The organism is Xanthobacter autotrophicus (assembly GCF_030015065.1).
Taxonomy (GTDB): domain Bacteria; phylum Pseudomonadota; class Alphaproteobacteria; order Rhizobiales; family Xanthobacteraceae; genus Xanthobacter; species Xanthobacter autotrophicus_D.
In genome coordinates, this window is the sequence record NZ_JAIVFN010000097.1 from 1 (window position 1) to 17,585 (window position 17,585).

18 protein-coding genes are annotated in these 17,585 nt (G+C 69.5%); 8 read left to right on the top strand and 10 right to left on the bottom strand.

The genetic code is table 11. The annotated features are described in order from the left end of the window. Positions 1 to 20: 20 nt before the first annotated feature. Positions 21 to 572: an HD domain-containing protein gene (locus K9U40_RS17195; protein ID WP_432715926.1), complete on the top strand. Its 552-nt coding sequence runs from the start codon at positions 21 to 23 to the stop codon at positions 570 to 572. A gap of 4 nt (positions 573 to 576) precedes the next feature. Here the strand turns inward: K9U40_RS17195 and K9U40_RS17200 are convergent, their stop codons facing one another. Then, entirely contained in the window at positions 577 to 1,053 is a 477-nt protein-coding gene (locus tag K9U40_RS17200) for an iron-sulfur cluster assembly scaffold protein (RefSeq protein WP_282891360.1), read from the bottom strand. A gap of 385 nt (positions 1,054 to 1,438) precedes the next feature. On the opposite strand from K9U40_RS17200, the gene folE reads away from it, so the two are divergent. From folE to K9U40_RS17220, 4 genes are all read left to right on the top strand, one after another. Then, entirely contained in the window at positions 1,439 to 2,164 is a 726-nt protein-coding gene (gene folE, locus K9U40_RS17205; RefSeq protein ID WP_282891361.1) for a GTP cyclohydrolase I FolE, read from the top strand. A gap of 97 nt (positions 2,165 to 2,261) precedes the next feature. Further along, positions 2,262 to 2,765, top strand: coding sequence for a phosphoribosyl-AMP cyclohydrolase (hisI, locus tag K9U40_RS17210; protein WP_282891362.1), 504 nt, complete (start codon positions 2,262 to 2,264; stop codon positions 2,763 to 2,765). A gap of 295 nt (positions 2,766 to 3,060) precedes the next feature. Then, positions 3,061 to 4,167 (top strand): patatin-like phospholipase family protein, encoded by a 1,107-nt coding sequence (locus tag K9U40_RS17215; RefSeq protein WP_282891363.1) that lies wholly within the window; start codon positions 3,061 to 3,063, stop codon positions 4,165 to 4,167. Positions 4,168 to 4,344: 177 nt separating this feature from the next. Then, positions 4,345 to 4,983 (top strand): flavin reductase family protein, encoded by a 639-nt coding sequence (locus K9U40_RS17220; RefSeq protein WP_282891364.1) that lies wholly within the window; start codon positions 4,345 to 4,347, stop codon positions 4,981 to 4,983. Positions 4,984 to 5,009: 26 nt separating this feature from the next. Here K9U40_RS17220 and K9U40_RS17225 read toward each other — a convergent pair whose 3' ends face one another. The 3 genes from K9U40_RS17225 to K9U40_RS17235 form a co-directional block, all read right to left on the bottom strand. Further along, positions 5,010 to 6,164: an alginate O-acetyltransferase AlgX-related protein gene (locus K9U40_RS17225; RefSeq protein WP_282891365.1), complete on the bottom strand. Its 1,155-nt coding sequence runs from the start codon at positions 6,162 to 6,164 to the stop codon at positions 5,010 to 5,012. Between the two features lie 78 nt (positions 6,165 to 6,242). Next, positions 6,243 to 7,661 (bottom strand): MBOAT family O-acyltransferase, encoded by a 1,419-nt coding sequence (locus K9U40_RS17230; protein ID WP_282891366.1) that lies wholly within the window; start codon positions 7,659 to 7,661, stop codon positions 6,243 to 6,245. An 89-nt stretch (positions 7,662 to 7,750) separates the two neighbouring features. After that, entirely contained in the window at positions 7,751 to 8,533 is a 783-nt protein-coding gene (locus tag K9U40_RS17235) for an NAD kinase (RefSeq protein WP_282891367.1), read from the bottom strand. A gap of 228 nt (positions 8,534 to 8,761) precedes the next feature. Here K9U40_RS17235 and cutA point away from each other — a divergent pair, with 228 nt between their 5' ends. Further along, a complete protein-coding gene (cutA, locus tag K9U40_RS17240) occupies positions 8,762 to 9,088 on the top strand; it encodes a divalent-cation tolerance protein CutA (protein WP_282891368.1) in 327 nt (108 codons plus the stop codon). A gap of 7 nt (positions 9,089 to 9,095) precedes the next feature. On the opposite strand, the gene K9U40_RS17245 is transcribed toward cutA, so the two are convergent. From K9U40_RS17245 to K9U40_RS17255, 3 genes are all read right to left on the bottom strand, one after another. Beyond that, entirely contained in the window at positions 9,096 to 10,112 is a 1,017-nt protein-coding gene (locus K9U40_RS17245; RefSeq protein WP_282891369.1) for an MBL fold metallo-hydrolase, read from the bottom strand. 162 nt (positions 10,113 to 10,274) lie between these two features. Next, the gene (locus tag K9U40_RS17250) at positions 10,275 to 11,288 is read right to left on the bottom strand and encodes an amino acid ABC transporter substrate-binding protein (RefSeq protein ID WP_282891370.1); all 1,014 of its coding nucleotides are present in this window, start codon (positions 11,286 to 11,288) and stop codon (positions 10,275 to 10,277) included. 40 nt (positions 11,289 to 11,328) lie between these two features. After that, positions 11,329 to 11,958 (bottom strand): L,D-transpeptidase, encoded by a 630-nt coding sequence (locus K9U40_RS17255; protein WP_414115008.1) that lies wholly within the window; start codon positions 11,956 to 11,958, stop codon positions 11,329 to 11,331. 449 nt (positions 11,959 to 12,407) lie between these two features. On the opposite strand from K9U40_RS17255, the gene thrS reads away from it, so the two are divergent. Further along, positions 12,408 to 14,390: a threonine--tRNA ligase gene (thrS, locus tag K9U40_RS17260; protein ID WP_282891372.1), complete on the top strand. Its 1,983-nt coding sequence runs from the start codon at positions 12,408 to 12,410 to the stop codon at positions 14,388 to 14,390. A 203-nt stretch (positions 14,391 to 14,593) separates the two neighbouring features. On the opposite strand, the gene K9U40_RS17265 is transcribed toward thrS, so the two are convergent. Both K9U40_RS17265 and K9U40_RS17270 read right to left on the bottom strand, forming a co-directional pair. Beyond that, the gene (locus K9U40_RS17265) at positions 14,594 to 14,950 is read right to left on the bottom strand and encodes a c-type cytochrome (RefSeq protein ID WP_282891373.1); all 357 of its coding nucleotides are present in this window, start codon (positions 14,948 to 14,950) and stop codon (positions 14,594 to 14,596) included. A 113-nt stretch (positions 14,951 to 15,063) separates the two neighbouring features. Next, positions 15,064 to 16,077: a hypothetical protein gene (locus K9U40_RS17270; RefSeq protein WP_282891374.1), complete on the bottom strand. Its 1,014-nt coding sequence runs from the start codon at positions 16,075 to 16,077 to the stop codon at positions 15,064 to 15,066. Positions 16,078 to 16,339: 262 nt separating this feature from the next. Here K9U40_RS17270 and K9U40_RS17275 point away from each other — a divergent pair, with 262 nt between their 5' ends. Then, positions 16,340 to 16,903, top strand: coding sequence for a nitroreductase family protein (locus tag K9U40_RS17275; protein WP_282891375.1), 564 nt, complete (start codon positions 16,340 to 16,342; stop codon positions 16,901 to 16,903). A 109-nt stretch (positions 16,904 to 17,012) separates the two neighbouring features. Here K9U40_RS17275 and K9U40_RS17280 read toward each other — a convergent pair. Beyond that, the coding region (locus K9U40_RS17280; protein ID WP_282891376.1) for a tyrosine-type recombinase/integrase at positions 17,013 to 17,585 on the bottom strand (573 nt) is incomplete at its 5' end.

Here is a 17,585-nt window from a genome sequence, read left to right on the forward strand (position 1 = left end):
CCCCGGCCCCCGCCGTCGCCCTGGTGGTGCGCGCCCTCGCCTTCGCGACGCTGCGCCACGCCGACCAGCGCCGCAAGGGCCGCCGCGCCCAGCCCTATGTCAACCATCTCGCCGAGGTCGCCCTGCTGGTGAGCGAGGCGACGGGCGGCACGGATGCCGCCCTCGTGGCCGCCGCGCTGCTGCATGACGTGGTGGAGGACCAGGACGTCACCGCCGCCGAGATCGAGGCCACGTTCGGGACCGACGTGGCGGCCCTCGTCATGGAGGTCACCGACGACAAGAAGCTGGAGGCCGCCGAGCGCAAGCGCATGCAGGTTGCCCACGCCCCGCATCTGTCGGCCCGCGCCAAGGTGCTCAAGCTCGCCGACAAGACCGCGAATCTGCGCTCCCTCGCCGAGGACCCGCCGCAGGACTGGAGCCTTGCCCGCGCCCGGGCCTATGTGGAATGGTCCCGCGCCGTGGTGGAAGGGCTTGCCGGCGCCTGCCCGGCGCTGGAGGCCGCGTTCGAGCAGGCTGCCGGGGAGGCCACCGCCGCCATCGAGCGGAGCGTCCCGCACGACACGGTAGGTTGAGCCCTCACCCCGCCGCGGCGGCCGTTTCGCCGGCAGTCCGGTCCCCGGCGGCGCGGGCGGCCTCGATCTGGCCGATGGCGTCCACCACCGCGTCGAAGGTGAGCATGGTGGAAGCGTGGCGCGCCTTGTAGTCGCGCACCGGCTCCAGCACCTTCAGGTCGTCCCAGCGGCCGCCGGGCGGCGGGCCGTTCTCGCGCAGCATCTTCCACATGGCCTCGCGCACCTGGCGCAGCTCTTCGGCGCTGGCGCCGATCACGTGGCGCGCCATCAGCGAGGAGGAGGCCTGGCCGAGGGCGCAGGCCCGCACCTCATGGGCGAAATCCGTCACCCGGTCGCCGTCCATGACGAGATCCACCGTCACCGTGGAGCCGCACAGGCGGGAATGCGCCTTGGCGCTCGCCTGCGGCGCGGCAAGGCGGCCGATGCGGGGAATATCGGCGGCGAGGGCGAGGATACGGGCGTTGTAGACGTCGTTGATCATAGGCGGCTTCCCCTGCCCTCGGCGGGCGGGTCTGTGCAGAATCGGGCGGCGCGGTCTGTGCCACGCCGGCTCAGGGTTCTTATATAGCCTCGGGAGCAACGGGCGGAAGGGCGGCCCGCGCACGACGTGGCGGCGGCATCGAAACACCTCCGTCGCAGGCGCCACCCTTGCGAAAAAGGCCATTCGGCCCCATCATGAATCTTGGGCCCGGCTTTCGGGTCCAGGAACAGGATACGGACGGCAAAGCCGCCGCCGGATAATGCCGGCGGGGCGCGGTTTGAGCGACACCGCGCATGCGTAGCCGACGACCGGTGACACTCCCGCTTTTCCACGGGGTTGCCTTTCCATGGGCGCCGCCCGGGGAGCGGGTCGGACGGAGTTGGTCATGGACGCGGTAGTGAAGTTGTTCAAGGCGCAGGCCGAGAACGAAGAGCGTGAGCGCAAGCGCAAGGCGGATGCTCGGGCCACCAAGGCTGCCCCACGGCCCGATGGCGCACCTGCGGCACCCAAGGCTCATCCCCCCCTGCCGGATGGCACCCCCCGCCCCTCGCGGCACGAGGCGGAGGCTGCCGTGCGGACCCTGCTCGCCTATATCGGCGAGGATCCCGCCCGCGAGGGCCTGCTCGACACGCCGAAACGCGTGGTGAAGGCCTATGACGAGCTGTTCTCGGGCTATGGCGAGGACGGCGACGAGCTGCTGGAGCGCACCTTCGGCGAGATCGGCACCTTCGACGATTTCGTGCTGGTGCGGGACATCCCCTTCCACTCCCATTGCGAGCACCACATGGTGCCGTTCGTGGGCAAGGCGCACATCGCCTATTTCCCGGTTGAGCGGGTGGTGGGCCTGTCCAAGATCGCGCGGGTGGTGGACATCTTCGCCCACCGGCTGCAGACGCAGGAGCACCTCACCTCGCAGATCACCACCGCCCTCGACGAGGGCCTGCGCCCGCGCGGCGTGGCGGTGATGATCGAGGCCGAGCACATGTGCATGTCCATGCGCGGCATCACCAAGCAGGGCGTCTCCACCCTCACCACCCAGTTCACCGGCGTGTTCCGGGACGACCCGGCCGAGCAGGTGCGCTTCATCACCCTGGTGCGCTCCAAGGCCTGAGGGGATCGGGGCCGCCCCTGATCGCGCGCACTGGAACCACGCGTTATCATCGGGGCGTTCCCGCGCGGGAGCGCCCCTTTACGTTCGAGCAGAAGCCATGAGCTCCGAGACGAGTTCCCAGTCAGACCCCGTCGCCTTCCCCGCCCCCGGCAAGGGCGCGGCGCTGGAGGAGGACACCGTCCTCTCCCCCCGGTTCGATGCCAGCGGCCTCATCACCTGCGTGGCCGTGGACGCCGAAACCGGCGAGGTGCTGATGCTCGCCCATATGAATGCCGAGGCCCTCGCCCTCACCATGGCGACCGGCGAGGCGCATTATTTCAGCCGCTCCCGCGGCAAGCTCTGGAAGAAGGGCGAGACCTCCGGCCACACCCAGAAGGTCCGGGAGATGCGCATCGACTGCGACCAGGATGCCGTCGTCATCAGGGTCGAGATGGGAGGAACCGGCGCCGCCTGCCACACCGGCCGGCGCTCCTGCTTCTACCGCGCCGTGCCGCTCGGTGCCACGCCATCCGCCGAAACCAAGCTCGCCTTCACCGGCGATGCGCCCCGCTTCGATCCCGCCGCCGTCTACGGCAAGGACGGCCACGGCCACGACCACTGAAGCGGTAAAATCGGCGCCACGCTTCCGACACCGGAAATTAGTAAGCTGCTGGTAGGCTGAGTCTGCGCCGGAACGGGCGTGGGCAAGGGGACCTTTGGGGGATACCGCGAACGTCTGGTCCGGTTGGGCTGCGGTGCAGGCCGATCGGGCAGCGTCCGCTCTCGCAGGCCGGGACACCGGGGCTTCGCCAGGGTCGCAGGACCAGGCGGGCCCGGCTCCGGTCAGGCGCCGCGGCGGCGGCGCGGAATGCGGTCCGATCCGATCTCCCGATCGGGTCCAGCTCCAGGAGGTGCGCATGTTCGAGTCCCTCCATTGGCGCTCCAGCCCGGCGACAGAGCCGGACATGGCCGGCCCGGACGCCGTGACGCCCGCGCGCGCCGCGCCGGGAACGCCGGGCGCCGAAGACGATGGCGCGCCGCCCGATCTCGGCGCACCGGCACACCGGCCCGCCCGCGAAGGCGACCGGGGACGGCCCGCCATCGGCATCGCGCTCGGCGGGGGCGCGGCGCGGGGCTTTGCCCATATCGGCGTGCTCAAGGTGCTGATGCAGGCGGGCATCCACCCCTCCGTGGTGGCCGGCACCTCCATCGGCGCGGTGGTGGGCGGCATCGCCGCGGTGGGCAAGCTCGACGAACTGGAAGACTGGGCGCTCAGCCTCAACAAGCGCAACGTGCTGGGCCTGCTCGATTTCGCCCTGGGCGGGGCGGGCCTCATCGGCGGCCGGCGGCTGGTGGAGCTGATGCGCCGGAATGTCGGCCAGGTGACCATCGAGGACCTCCCGGTGGTGTTCGCCGCCATCGCCACCGAGCTCGGCACCGGCCACGAGATCTGGCTGACCCGCGGCGACTTTGTGGAGGCGATCCGCGCGTCCTATGCGCTGCCGGGCATCTTCACCCCGGTGAAGGTGGGCGGGCGCTGGCTGATGGACGGGGCGCTGGTGAACCCCGTGCCGGTCTCCGCCGCCCGCGCCATGGGCGCGCGCCTCGTCATCGCGGTGAACCTCAATGCCGACGTGTTCGGCCGCGGCACCGTCATCCAGGACCATGGCGGCGTGGTCGAGCGCGTCGCGGAGGCGGCGCTCGGGGAAAAGAAGGAGGGCATCGCCGCCATGCTGAGCCCGGAGCGGCTCCGGCGGCAGTTCTTCGCCGGCCACGGCAGCCATGCCAGCGACGGACCGCGCGGGCTCTCCACGGTGATGATCGATGCCTTCAACATCACCCAGGACCGCATCGCCCGCTCGCGGCTCGCCGGCGACCCGCCGGACATCATGCTCTCGCCCAAGCTCGGCAAGATCGGCCTGTTCGAGTTCCAGCGGGCGAAGGAGGCCATCGCCGCCGGCGCGGAGGCCGCGGAACGCGGGCTCGCGGACATCCAGGCCGCCATGGTGGCGCTGGGCGCCTGACTGCCGGCAATCGTGAAAGCCGCCATGCGCCGATGGGCGCTGCGCGATCCGACACGCCCGATTATGCTTGCGGCACCCCCCGGGGATGGACCATCCCTCCCCCTTCGAGACCGAGGACGCGTCGTCCCGATCGGTTGCCATGCCATCGGCCGGCGCGCGCCATGCGAAAGCCCAACGATGTTCTACGAGCCCGCCAAGCGCAATCACGGCCTGCCCCATTCGCCGCTGAAGGCCATCGTCGCCCCCCGGCCCATCGGCTGGATCTCCTCGCTCACGCCCGATGGGGTGGCGAACCTTGCGCCCTATTCCTTCTTCAACATGATCAGCGAGACCCCGCCCCTCGTCATGTTCTCCTCCCTCGGGGCCAAGGACAGCGTCGCCAACATCGAGGCCACCGGCGAGTTCGTGTGCAACCTCGCCACCCTCGACCTCGTGGACAAGGTGAACCTGACCTCCTCCCCCGCCCCTCGCAATGTCAGCGAGTTCGACACCGCAGACATCGCCCGGGCGCCCTCGCGCCTCGTCAGGCCGCCCCGCGTCGCCGCCGCGCCCTGCGCGCTGGAATGCGTCTATGTCGAGACCTTCCGCCCGCGTGGCCGGGATGGGGTGGAGGCCAATGCCTACGTGGTCATCGGCGAGGTGGTGGGCGTCCATATCGACGACGCCGCCATCATCGACGGGCGGGTGGACATCGCGGAGCTGAAGGTGATCGCCCGCTGCGGCTATCTCGACTATGCGCCGGTGGACCGCCTGATCGAGCGCGAGCGCCCGCCCGGCGGCGGCATGGACAGGAAGGCCCGCACCCCGGCGGCGTGAGACTGCGAAGCGGCCGCGAAGCCGGATCAGCCGCCGCTCCTGCCCTGAGGCGCCTGATCCGGCTGCCCCTGGCTTCCCCCATCGGAGGAGCCGAACGGCTCGCCCTTGCACTGCATGGCGCGCTCGGTGGGAGCGTAGATGAGGATGTCGGGCTTGAAGCGCTCCACCGCGCCCATGTCGAAGCGGCAATAGCGATGGTGGGTCCAGCCATAGGCCGAGGCGCTGTGGGCGAGCCAGGCGCGCCAGAAGCCCTGGGTGAAGGAATCGCCGATCACCAGGATGCGCGGGCCCGCATGGCCGGTGGAATAGGCGTAGGATTCGAACGGATCCGTCATCCCCACCGGCTGCATCACCCCGGGCAGGGCGGACTGGCCGGGCGGGTCGAGGGTCGGGCCCTTTGGCGGATAATCCACGTCGGGACGCGCGGGCGTGATGCCGCCCATGCGCGCAAGATCGCCCTTCATGGTGGGCTCCGGCGGCCCCAGGGCATCGTCGGGGCTGATCTGGAGATCCGGGCGCCCCGCCGCCACCATGGTCGCGTTGAAGGCGATGAGGGCGCCGCGCCGGTTCCAGTGGGTGTCGTAGAGCCAATGGACCGGCCCCGTCTTCTTGGCCTCGGCGAGGAGCGGACGCACGTCCGCGAAGGCGATGCCTTCCGCCTTGAGGCCATGGGCGACGAGGTCATATTCGGTGGGGAACTTCTTCAGCTGGCGGGCATAGGCGGGCAGAAGCTCGAAATTGGTGGTCTGGCCATTGGGCGGCACCACCACCACGAAGCGCCCGCCCCGGGCGGCCATGTCGGCATTCATGCGCTGCGCGAAGGCCAGGAAGCGCGCCACCTCCTCCGGCCGCACCACCTGCCCGATGGACTGCTCCACCGCATTCTCGCTGTTGAGGTAGAGCGCGCCGTGCTCGCCCTTCAGCACCAGCCGGCTCTGGCTGTCGCCGATAAAGCGCACATAGGAGCGGTGCGCCGCCAGCACCGCGCCGCGGAAGCCGAAGGTGTTGTTGATGTAAGGATCGAGGCGGCGCGCGGCGTCCTCCCACCAGCGCGCCTCCGGCGCCAGCACCGTACGCATGGGCGCCGGCGCATCCGGAAGCAAATGGCCGAGGGCGGGCAGCATGAGAACGGCCACGAACACGGCGGCCCACCACCGGCGGAACGACATGATCAGCGGCATCGCGCGTCCTCCTGCAAAAGCACTCTCGAGCGCAGTGGAAACCGGTTTGCGTGGGGAAAATGCGGCACGCAAAGGTCCCTAGAAGCGGAAATAGAGGAAGGGGGAGTAGGTCGCCGCGCCCACCGAAAGCACGCACAGGGCGAACAGCGCCCACACCACCGCGGTGTCCACCGTGCCGAACAGGGCAAGGCGCAGGCGGGGGGTGAGCGCGCGGGCGCCCGGCCGGGGCAGCCCGAACATGGCGAGCGGCCAGGCCAGCACCATCACCGCCATGGTCACCGGCTTCAGCGTCACCTGGAGGTGGGCGGCGAGCGGCCCCGCGCCGTTGAGGCCGACGAGGCCCTCGAACAGCTCCATGGCGCCGGGCAGGCTGTTGGCGCGGAACCAGACCCAGCCCGTCAGCACCACCGCCAGCACATAGAGATGGGACAGGATGCGGGGCGCGCCCTTGAGCGCGGCGCCGAAGCGGGTGCGCTCCAGCACCAGGAAGGTGCCATGGTGCACGCCCCAGATCACGAAGGTCCAGCTCGCCCCGTGCCACAGGCCGCACAAGAGGAACACCGTCCACAGGTTCACCGCCGTGTGGACATGGCCCGCCCGGTTGCCGCCGAGTGGGATGTACACATAGTCGCGGAACCAGCTGGACAGGCTCATGTGCCAGCGCCGCCAGAAGTCGGTGATGGAGCGGGCGCCGTAGGGCAGGTTGAAGTTGCGCGGGAACTTCAGGCCCATGGCGATGGCGAGGCCGATGGCCATGTTGGAATAGCCGCCGAAATCGAAATAGATCTGCAGCGCGTAGGCGGTGAGGCCGATCCACGCCTCGCCGAGACTGGGCGCGCTGGTATTGTCGAACACGGCGGCCACCACGGGTGCCACCTCGTCGGCGATGAGCACCTTCCACGACAGGCCGATGATGAAGATGCGCAGGCCCGCCGACACCCGCCCCAGCGTGGTGCGCCGCGTGTGGATCCGGCGCTCGATGGTGGAGTAGCGCACGATGGGGCCGGCCACCAGCTGCGGGAACATGGTGATGTAGACCGCGATCTCCTCGAACCGCCCGTTGGCCGCGGCCTTCCGCCGGTAGACGTCCACGAGGTAGGAGATGGCGTGGAAGGTGAAGAAGGAGATGCCCAGCGGCAGCGCCGGATGCACCACCGGCAGCGCCAGACCCGCGGGGCCGAGGAGCAGGTTCAGGTTTTCCGCCAGGAAGCCGGCATATTTGAAGGCGATCAGGCCGCAAAGGTTGGCCGCCACCGCAAGCCCCAGCACCCTCAGCCGCCACCGCTCGCTGCGTCTGTCGATAACGAGGGCGAACAGGTAGTTGGCGACGATGGAGACCGCCAGCACCGCCACGTTGGCGAGCCCGCCCCAGGCATAGAAGACCAGCGAGAAGGCCAGCAGGACGAAGTTCTTCGCCCGGATGCCCGGCGTCGCGAAATAGCACAGCAGAAATGCCGGCAGGAAATAGAACAGGAAGGTGACCGAGGAGAAGACCATGGAACGCCGGAAGCCGTTGTGCCCTTTTTGACGCGAGCACGCAGCAGCGCGCCACTGGTCCGGACGGAAGCGGCTCCGTCCGGCCGCCTCTAATACACGAATTGCTCGCGCAGGATACGCTCCTCGAGCCCGTGATCCGGATCGAACAGCATGTCGATGGAGGAGGAGGGGTCGAGCCGCGCCGACACGGCGATGATATCGCGCACCTCGAAATGGTCCGCCGCCGCGCTCACCGGGCGCTTGTCGGCCTCCATCACGGCGATGTCGATGCGCGCCTTGTCCGGCACCAGCGCCCCGCGCCAGCGGCGGGGACGGAACGGCGAGATGGGGGTCAGCGCCAAAAGCGCCGTCCCCAGCGGCAGGATCGGCCCGTGGGCGGAGAGGTTGTAGGCGGTGGAGCCGGCCGGCGTCGCCACGATGACGCCATCGCAGATCAACTCCTCCAGCCTTACCTTGCCATCAATGGAGATGCGCAGCTTGGCCGCCTGGTAGGACTGGCGCAGCAGCGACACCTCGTTGATGGCGGGGGCGCGGTGGCGCACGCCGTTGGCGTCCACCGCCTCCATGAGCAGGGGGTGAATGGTCACCTGCTGGGCGGCGGTGAGCCGCTCGACCAGCCCCTCCTCCCGGAAGGTGTTCATGAGGAAGCCCACGGAGCCGCGATGCATGCCGTAGATGGGCAGGCCCCGGTCGCGGAAGCGGTGCAGGGTCTGGAGCATGAGGCCGTCGCCGCCGAGGGCGACGATGACATCGGCATCGTCCTGCGGAACCTCGCCGTAGCGTGCGACCAGCCGCTGGCGCGCCAACTCCGCCTCGGGGGTCTGGCTGGCGACGAAAGCAATCCTGTTGAAGCGGCGGGGAGCTTCGCTCATGGGTGCGGCGGCCTGATCGGCATCCGGCGCGGAGCGCCGGGCACGCGGGAAGGGAATTCCGGTCTAGCGGCCCGGCCGCCATCTGTCGAGGCATCGGCGCGGGCGGGTGCCATGCGCGGCGCCCTTGCCATGCGCGCCCTTGCCATGCGCGGCGATCCTGGCGCGGCCGGTCTTCGCCCGCAGCCGGGCATCGGCTAAGAAGATGCCGCACGATCCGGAGCGATGCCCATGCTGCCGCGCATTGTCTACACCACCCTCCCCTCGCGCGAGGCCGCGGAGGAGATGGCCCGCGCCCTGGTGGAGGCGCGTCTGGTGGCCTGCGCCAACATCCTGCCGGGGATGGTTTCCATCTACCGCTGGGACGGCGCCATCGAGCGCGCGGACGAGGTGGTGATGATCCTGAAGACCACCGCCGCCCGCGCGAGCGATGTGGTGGAGGCGGTGCGCGCGCGCCATCCCTACCAAGTGCCGGCCATTGTCGTCCTGCCGGTGGAAGGCGGTCTCGCCGCCTATCTCGGCTGGATCGGCGCCGAGGTGGCGGACACGCCGGCCTGACGCAGGCTCACAGCACCGGGCGCCAATAGACCGGGATATAGCGGAAGCCCTCGCCGTCCTTCTCCAGGTGCGCCGCGCCGGGGAATGGAAAATGGTAACCAGCAACCTGCACGCGCTCGGCGGCGAGTTGCTCATAGGTCTTGCGCCGCACCTCCTGGGCCATCACCGGGTCCATGTCGAACACCGCGTGCCAGGACGGGTTGCGCACGAACAGCGCCGGCAGGTTGGTGATGTCCGACTGGATGAAGAGCGTGTCGAAGCCCGACTCCAGGGTGAAGGAGGTGTGCCCCGGCGTGTGGCCCGGCGTGCCCACCGACACCAGGCCGGGCGCCAGTTCCTTCCCCCAGGCGTAACGCTCCACCTTGCCCTCGAACGGCTTGAACACACGGCGCACGTTCTGGAAGGTGTTCTTCAGCCCGTCGGGGGCGCGGCTCATCTGGCCCTCGTCCATCCAGAAGGCCCATTCGCGCTCCGGCACCATCAGCTGCGCCTTGGGGAAGGCGGGTGCGCCCTCGGGGGTGAGCAGGCCGTTGATGTGATCCGGATGGAAATGAGAGATGACCACCTGATCCACCGTGGCGGGATCGACCCCGATGTCCGCGAGGGTGCCGCGCACCTGACCCACCGGCCCCGGCTTGCCGCCATTGCCGGTATCGACCAGCACGCGCTTGCCGCCGATGTCGAGCAGCAGCACGGTGAAGGAAACGGGTACCTCGTTCTCGGGCAGGAACGCCGCCCTGAGGGCCGCATTCACGGCCTCCCGCGGCTGGTTGCGCACGAAGGTGTCGGACAGGGGAAGGGTGCGCATGCCGTCGGACACGGCCGTGACCAGCACGTCGCCCACCTTGTAGCGATAGGCGCTCGGAACCTGGGCCGTCGCGCCGTGCGAGGGAGCCGGCGACTGGGCCTTTGCCGCCCCGCCCGCCGCCGCAAGGCCCCCGGCCAGCGTGCCTGCACCCACCAGCATCGCACCGGCGGCGCCCGCCGTTCCGGCCAGAAGAGTCCGCCGAGACACCTCGGTCATCCATCCGCTCCCTGTTTCATGAAGGCGAGGCGAGCTTAGGCAGGTGGTATCGCAAGGTCGATGCCGCAACGGCATCCCACGCTCACATCGTCGCGAGCAAAAGGGCCGGCCCGTGGCAACGGACCGGCCCTTTTCAAAGCGCGGATACGGGACGGCTGCGGCTCAGCGCACCGGGGGGGCGTACTGGATGCCGCCCATGCTCCAGAGCTGGTTGATGCCGCGCGGAATGCCCAGCTTGGACGCGGCGCCCACGTTGCGCTCGAAGCTCTCGCCGTAATTGCCCACCGCCTTCACGATGCGCACGACGAAATCCTTGGTCACGCCCAGCTGCTCGCCGAAATTGCCGTCAGTGCCCACGAGGCGGCGCACTTCCGGCTTCTTGGAGGCGAGCGCCGCGTCGATCGTGGTGGTGGCCACGCCGAGTTCCTCGGCGTTGATCATGCCGAACACGGACCATTTCACGAGGTTGAACCACTGGTCGTCGCCCTGGCGCACCACGGGGCCTAAGGGCTCCTTGGAGATCACGTCGGGGAGCACGATGTGGTCGCCGGGCTTCGCCATGGTCAGGCGCAGGGCGTAGAGCTGCGACACGTCGGTGGTGATGGTGTCGCACTTGCCCTCTTCATAGGCCTTCACCAGGTCGCCGCTGGTGGGCAGGGTGATGAGTTCCAGCGTCATCCCGTTGGTGGCGAAATAGTCCCTGGTGTTGTCCTCGGCCGTGGTGCCGGCCTGCACGCAGACCTTGGACTTGTCGAGTTCCAGGGCCGACGTGACCTTGCGGGCGTCGCGCACCAGGAAACCCTGGCCGTCATAATAGTTGATGGCGGTGAACAGCAGGCCGAGCTTGGCCTCGCGCTCCAGCGTCCAGGTGGAATTGCGCGAAAGCACGTCCACATCGCCCTTGGAGAGGGCGGGGAAGCGCTCGTCCGCCGACAGCGGCACGAACTTCACCTTGTTCGGGTCGTTGAAGATGGCGGCCGCGAGACCGCGGCACACGTCCACGTCGAAGCCGGTCCACTTGCCGGAGGCGTCGGGGGCCGAAAAGCCGGGCAGGCCCTTGGACACGCCGCAGACCAGCTCGCCGCGGTCCTTCACGCTCTTCAGGGTCTGCGCCGGAGCCGCCGTGGCCGCAAGCGCAAGGGTCGCGCCGGCCAGAAGGGCCAGGATCGTCTTCATGAATGCCCCCAGTGAGGAAAAAGGAGAAAAGGGGCCGCCCTCAGAGGGCGGCCTGCTGGCGCACGACGACCTTGGTGCCCACCGGCACGCGGCCGTAGAGGTCGATGATGTCGGTGTTCACCAGGCGGAAGCAGCCCGAGGAGACCGCATAGCCGATGGTCTGCGGCTGGTTGGTGCCGTGGATGCGGTAGACGGTGCCGCTGATATAGAGCGCGCGGGCGCCCATGGGATTGCCGGGGCCGCCGGCCATGAAGCGCGGCAGATAAGGCTGGCGCTGGATCATCTCCGGCGGGGGGGTCCAGTCCGGCCACTCGGACTTGCGCTCGATGCTCTTCAGGCCGGACCACTGGAAGCCGTCGCGGCCGACGCCGATGCCGTAGCGGATGGCGCGGTTGTCGCCCTGCACGAGGTAGAGGAAGCGCTCGTTGGTGTGGATGACGATGGTGCCCGGCTTTTCCGTGGTGCGGAAATAGACCGGCTGCCGGCGGAAGGCGGGGTCCATCTGGGCCACATCGTCCTGCGGCGCCTCGAGGCCCGGCTGGTCGTCGATATCCATCACGGCGCCCGGCGCGCCGCGCGGGCCGATCTGGGCGCTGGCGGCGGACGCGAAGGCGAACACGCCGACCTGGAGCAGCGCGGCGAAGGTCAAGGTCTTGAACGTCGATGGCATCATGCCGGCCTCTTCTTTACGCCCCCGAGGGCTGAACCCGCCCTGTGTGGCAGCGGTGATACGCGAACCGGTCGCACCCCGTGCGGGAACCTCCCGCCCTGGCCGATCCGGCTCCCCTCCCCGCGTGAACCGCCCTGCCTCCGGTCCGGACCCGATCCATCAGGCCCGGTCGGATGACGCCGGCACGGCGAACACTCACGACCCCGCGTACCGGATTAGCCGAGGCCGCGCGCGAGGAAAAGGGGGATCGCGGCCCGGGCAGTGCAGCATTTTCCACCTCAAGCGTTGCCGAACGGTATCCGCCTGGGCACAACCGCGTGATCGCGGGCCTGCGCGCCGCCTGCCCCATGTTCTGGACGCCGGCGCCCGCTCTCGCTTAAAAGACCCGCGTGACCATGAAAAGACGCCTACCTGCGTGGTCCGCAGGAGTGGGCGGCAAGGAGTTGAACATGATTTCCCTGACCTTCCCCGACGGCGCCAAGCGCGACTATGCCGAGGGGACGTCCGGCGCGGACATCGCCGCCGCCATCTCCAAATCCCTCGCCAAGAAGGCCGTGGCCGTCACCCTCGACGGCACCCTCGCCGACCTCGCCGAGCCCATCACCCGCGACGCGCGGATCGAGATCGTCACCCGCGACGACCCGCGCGCGCTGGAGCTGATCCGCCACGATTGCTCGCACGTCATGGCCGAGGCGGTGCAGGAATTGTGGCCGGGCACCCAGGTAACCATCGGGCCGGTGATCGAGAACGGCTTTTACTACGACTTCGCCCGCAACGCTCCCTTCACCTCCGAAGACCTGCCGGTGATCGAGGCGAAGATGCGCGAGATCATCGCCCGCGACCGCCCCTTCACCAGGGAAGTGTGGACCCGCGACGAGGCCAAGCGCGTGTTCGCCGCCAAGGGCGAGGCCTACAAGGTGGAGCTGGTGGACGCCATCCCCGCCGACCAGGATGTGAAGATCTACAAGCAGGGCGAGTGGTTCGACCTCTGCCGCGGCCCGCACATGCCCTCCACGGGCAAGATCGGCGGCGCCTTCAAGCTCATGAAGGTAGCCGGCGCCTATTGGCGCGGCGATTCGAACAACCCCATGCTCACCCGCATCTACGGCACCGCCTGGCAGGACGAGAAGGAGCTGGCCGCCTATCTCCACCGCCTGGAGGAGGCGGAGAAGCGCGACCACCGCCGGCTCGGCCGCGAGATGGACCTGTTCCACTTCCAGGAGGAAGGCCCCGGCACGGTGTTCTGGCACCCCAAGGGCTGGACCCTGTTTCAGGAGCTGGTGGCCTATATGCGCCGGCGCCTCAAGGCCGAGTACAGCGAGGTCAACGCCCCGCAGGTGCTCGACGCCGGCCTGTGGGAGACCTCCGGCCACTGGGGCTGGTACAAGGAAAACATGTTTAAGGTGCAGTCCGCGGGCGACGAGACCAAGGACGAGCGCGTCTTTGCCTTGAAGCCCATGAACTGCCCCGGCCATGTGCAGATCTTCAAGCATGGGCTCAAAAGCTACCGCGATCTGCCCATGCGCCTTGCCGAGTTCGGCGCGGTGCACCGCTACGAGCCGTCCGGCGCGCTGCACGGGCTCATGCGCGTGCGCGGCTTCACCCAGGACGACGCCCACGTCTTCTGCACCGAGGAGCAGATGGCGGCCGAGTGCCTGAAGATCAACGATCTGATCCTCTCCACCTATGCCGATTTCGGCTTCGAGGAGATCGTGGTGAAGCTCTCCACCCGCCCCGACAAGCGGGTGGGCTCGGACGCCGTGTGGGACCACGCTGAAGAGGTGATGACCCGCGTGCTCGGCGAGATCGAGGCGGCCTCGGGCGGGCGTATCACCACCGGCATCCTGCCCGGCGAGGGCGCCTTCTACGGTCCCAAGTTCGAGTACACGCTGAAGGACGCCATCGGCCGTGAGTGGCAGTGCGGCACCACCCAGGTGGACTTCAACCTGCCGGAGCGGTTCGGCGCCTTCTACGTGGACGCGGACGGGCAGAAGAAGACGCCGGTGATGATCCACCGCGCCATCTGCGGCTCCATGGAGCGCTTCACCGGCATCCTCATCGAGCATTTCGCCGGCCACTTCCCGCTGTGGCTCGCCCCCACCCAGGTGGTGGTGGCCACCATCACCTCGGACGCGGACGACTATGCCGCCGAGGTGGTGGCGAGGCTCAAGGCGGAGGGCCTGCGCGCGGAGCTCGACCTGCGCAACGAGAAGATCAACCTGAAGGTGCGCGAGCATTCCCTCGCCAAGGTGCCGGTGCTGCTGGTGGCGGGCAAGAAGGAGGCGGCCGAGCGCACCCTCTCCATCCGCCGCCTCGGCTCCAACGCCCAGACCGGGGGATCCCTCGACGAGGTGGTGGCGGCCCTCACCGACGAGGCGGTGCCGCCGGACCTCAAGCGCAAGGCGCTGGCGAAGACCGGGCAGGCCGCCTGAACTGGCGGAACGTGGGTTAGAGCGCGATCCGATCAGATTCAATACAATCTGATCGGTGAATCGCCCTCTAAGTTCAAGAAAGAGAACGCGTTGCCCGATCAGCTTGCGATGCAAGCTGATCGGGCAACGCGTTCTCTAGAAGGGCGGGAGGTCCGGGCCTCCCGCCCTTTTCATGCCTGCCGCCGCGAAAGGCGTGCGCGGCGCTACTTCTTCAGCGTCGCCAGATAGGCGGAAAGATCCGCCGCCTGCGCGCGGGAGAGCAACACCTGCGGCATCTGCGGATGGGGGCCGAGCAGGCGGAAGGCGAGCCATGCCGGCGAAATGTCCCCGTCCCGCGCGGCGATGGCCGCGAAGGTTGGCGCATCGCTCGCCGCGCTCTGCGGCCCATTTCCGACCACATGGCAGGTGGCGCACCAGCGCTCCGCAAGGGCGCGCCCCGCACCGGCATCGGCAGCCTTGACCGGCGGCGCGGCCACCATGCCCGCCACCATGGCGGCAACGATGACGCCCGGGGCGAGGGCCGCCCCCGCAAGATGAAAGGCAGCGAAGCGGGACCCCATTCTCGTCCTCCCCGGTCATGTTCCCGGCGCCCGTTCCAAGGCGCGATCCGTTCAGGCGGGACGGCGGGGCAGCTCCGTCCCGATGCTTGCGGCCTTGAGGCCGGGCCGGCGCGCTATTTCGCCAGCACCTCGATTTCCTGGTTCTTGCCGGCTTCCACCTTGATCTCGCGGCTGAAATTCTTGCCGTCCTTGCGCGCGATGGCGGTGTAGTCGCCCTCGGAGAGGACGAAGGTGGGGAAGGCGCCGATGGATTCCTTGATGGTGTCGCCGCCGGGGGTGATCACCGTCCACTGGGCGTCGGCCTGCGCCTCGCCGCCGGCCACCTTCACCAGCTTCAGCATGATCTGCGCCGCGCGGTGATGCACGGTGGCGTCGGTGAGCTTGCCGGGGGCGACGGTGACGTCCGCACGCACCACGGCGTTGGCATCGCCGTAGGTGGACACCACGTGGTAGGTGCCCTCGGGCAGCAGCACCACCTCGCCGGCGCTGGCGCCACGATAATAAGGCTGGCTGGAGGTGCGTCCCTGCAGGAACGAGCCCTCGAAAATATCAAAGGTCAGCTTCTGGGCGGGGATGGGCTTGTCGTCCACGTCGGCGGACAGGCGCAGCGCCCCGGCCGGCAGGTCGAAGGCCTGGCGGCGCGAGACCGGCCCCATCTGCACCCGCTGGGCGGCGGAGGCGAAGCCGTAGGAGACGTGGATGATATAGCCGCCCGGATTGAGGAAGAAGACCGGCGAGGCCTCCGCGCTTTCCGCCACCAGCGGGAAGGCGCCCGTGCTTTCCGGCTGGTCGGCGAACACGCGCCAGACGACACCGCGGGCAATGGCGCCTCCCTCGGAGCCGAAGCGCGCGAACACGCCGAGTGCCGCCTTGCCCGCAGGGGCCTGCGGCAGCACCGCATGGGGCTCGCGGTTCGCGGGGGCGGCACCGGGGCCAGGGCCGGGCGCGCCGCCGGGCACCTGGAAGGCCGGGCGCGAAAGGCCGGGCGGGGCGGCGAACGGCCCCGCCGGCGGCGGCGCGGCGGGCGGGCCGAGGAACTGCATGGTCTGCGCCACGGCCGCGCCCGAGGTGGTCGGCACCGGCGCCGCAAGGGCAAGCGCGGCGCACAGAAGCGCCGCGGGCCGCATGCTCCCGCGCCGCGGCACGGGGCGGCGAGCGGCGGGCATGGGACCGGAAACGCGGGCGAAACGGATCATGGGTCCTGACGTGCACAAAATTCAGGGCGGATTCAAGTCGGCACCGCAGCGTCAGCCGCGCGGGACCGGCGCCGCGCCCGGCGGAGGGACCGTCCTGCGGGCGCCTGCCCTGTTCAAACCGGTGGCGCTTGCCCTTATGGTGCCGCTCCACCTTCCCTTGCCTCTCACCCGTTCTTCAGCAGAGCCTTTGCCCATGCCCGACGCCCTCGAACTCCTCGCCACCCGCCGCTCCTCCCGCGTCATCGACCTGGTCGAGCCGGGGCCTTCGGCGCAAGATCTGGATACCATCCTCACCATCGCCTCCCGTGTGCCCGACCATGGCAAGCTCGCCCCCTGGCGCTTCATCGTGTTCGAGGGCGAAGGCCGTGCCCGCGCCGGCAGCCTTCTGGCCGAGGTGGCCGCGGCGGCCGATCCCGGCATCTCGGAGAAGCGGCTCGACGAGGAGCGCGGGCGCTTCCTGCGCGCTCCGCTGGTGGTGGCGGTGGTGTCCCGCGCCGCCCCGCACGTGAAGATCCCCGAGTTCGAGCAGCTGCTGTCCTCCGCGGCGGCCTGCCAGAACATGCTCATCGCCGCCGCCGCCCTCGGCTACGGGGCGACGTGGCTCACCGAATGGCCGACCTACGATTCCGAGGCCCGCTCCGCCCTGGGCCTCGATGCCTTCGAGCGCATCGCCGGCTTCATCTATATGGGCACCGCCACCCAGAAGCTGGAGGACCGCCCCCGGCCCGAGCTGGCCGCCGTGGTGACGCGGTTCTGAAGCCTCAGACCAACGGCCCCGGTCTTTGACCGGTTTCGAGAGGGTTTCGCTCAAGCGCCGCGCAGGCTTGGGCCGGAGGCCGATGAGCAAGCTTCATCGGCCTCCGGCCTCACTCGTCCGACAGCGGGTGCAGGTCGCGCACCATGCTCTTCAGGCGCTCGTCGAGGACATGGGTATAGATCTGGGTGGTGGAGACATCGGCATGGCCGAGCAGGGTCTGCACCACCCGCAGATCCGCGCCGTGAGCGAGGAGGTGGCTGGCGAAGGCATGGCGCAGCACATGGGGCGACAGCTTCGCCGGATCGAGCCCGGCCGCCACGGCAAGGTCCTTCAGGTCCCGTGCCGCCTGCTGGCGGGTGACGTGGCCGCTCTCGCTGCCGGCGGGAAACAGCCAGCGCGAGGCCTCCAGCCCCGACGCCCGCCGCGCGGCGAGAAAGGCGGACATGGCGGCCTTCGCAGGTCCCGAGAGCGGGACCAGGCGCTCCTTGCGGCCCTTGCCGGTGACGAGGATGGCCTCGCCCCGTGCCCGCGCGGCAGCGGCCGGCAGCGCCACCAGCTCCGAAATGCGCAGCCCGCTGGCATAGAGCAGTTCCACCATGCAGGCGACGCGCCTGAGGCGCAGCAGCTCGGCCCGGCCGGCCTTCGCCGCGGCTGGCTCCCCGGCGCCGCCCGCCCCCTGCCC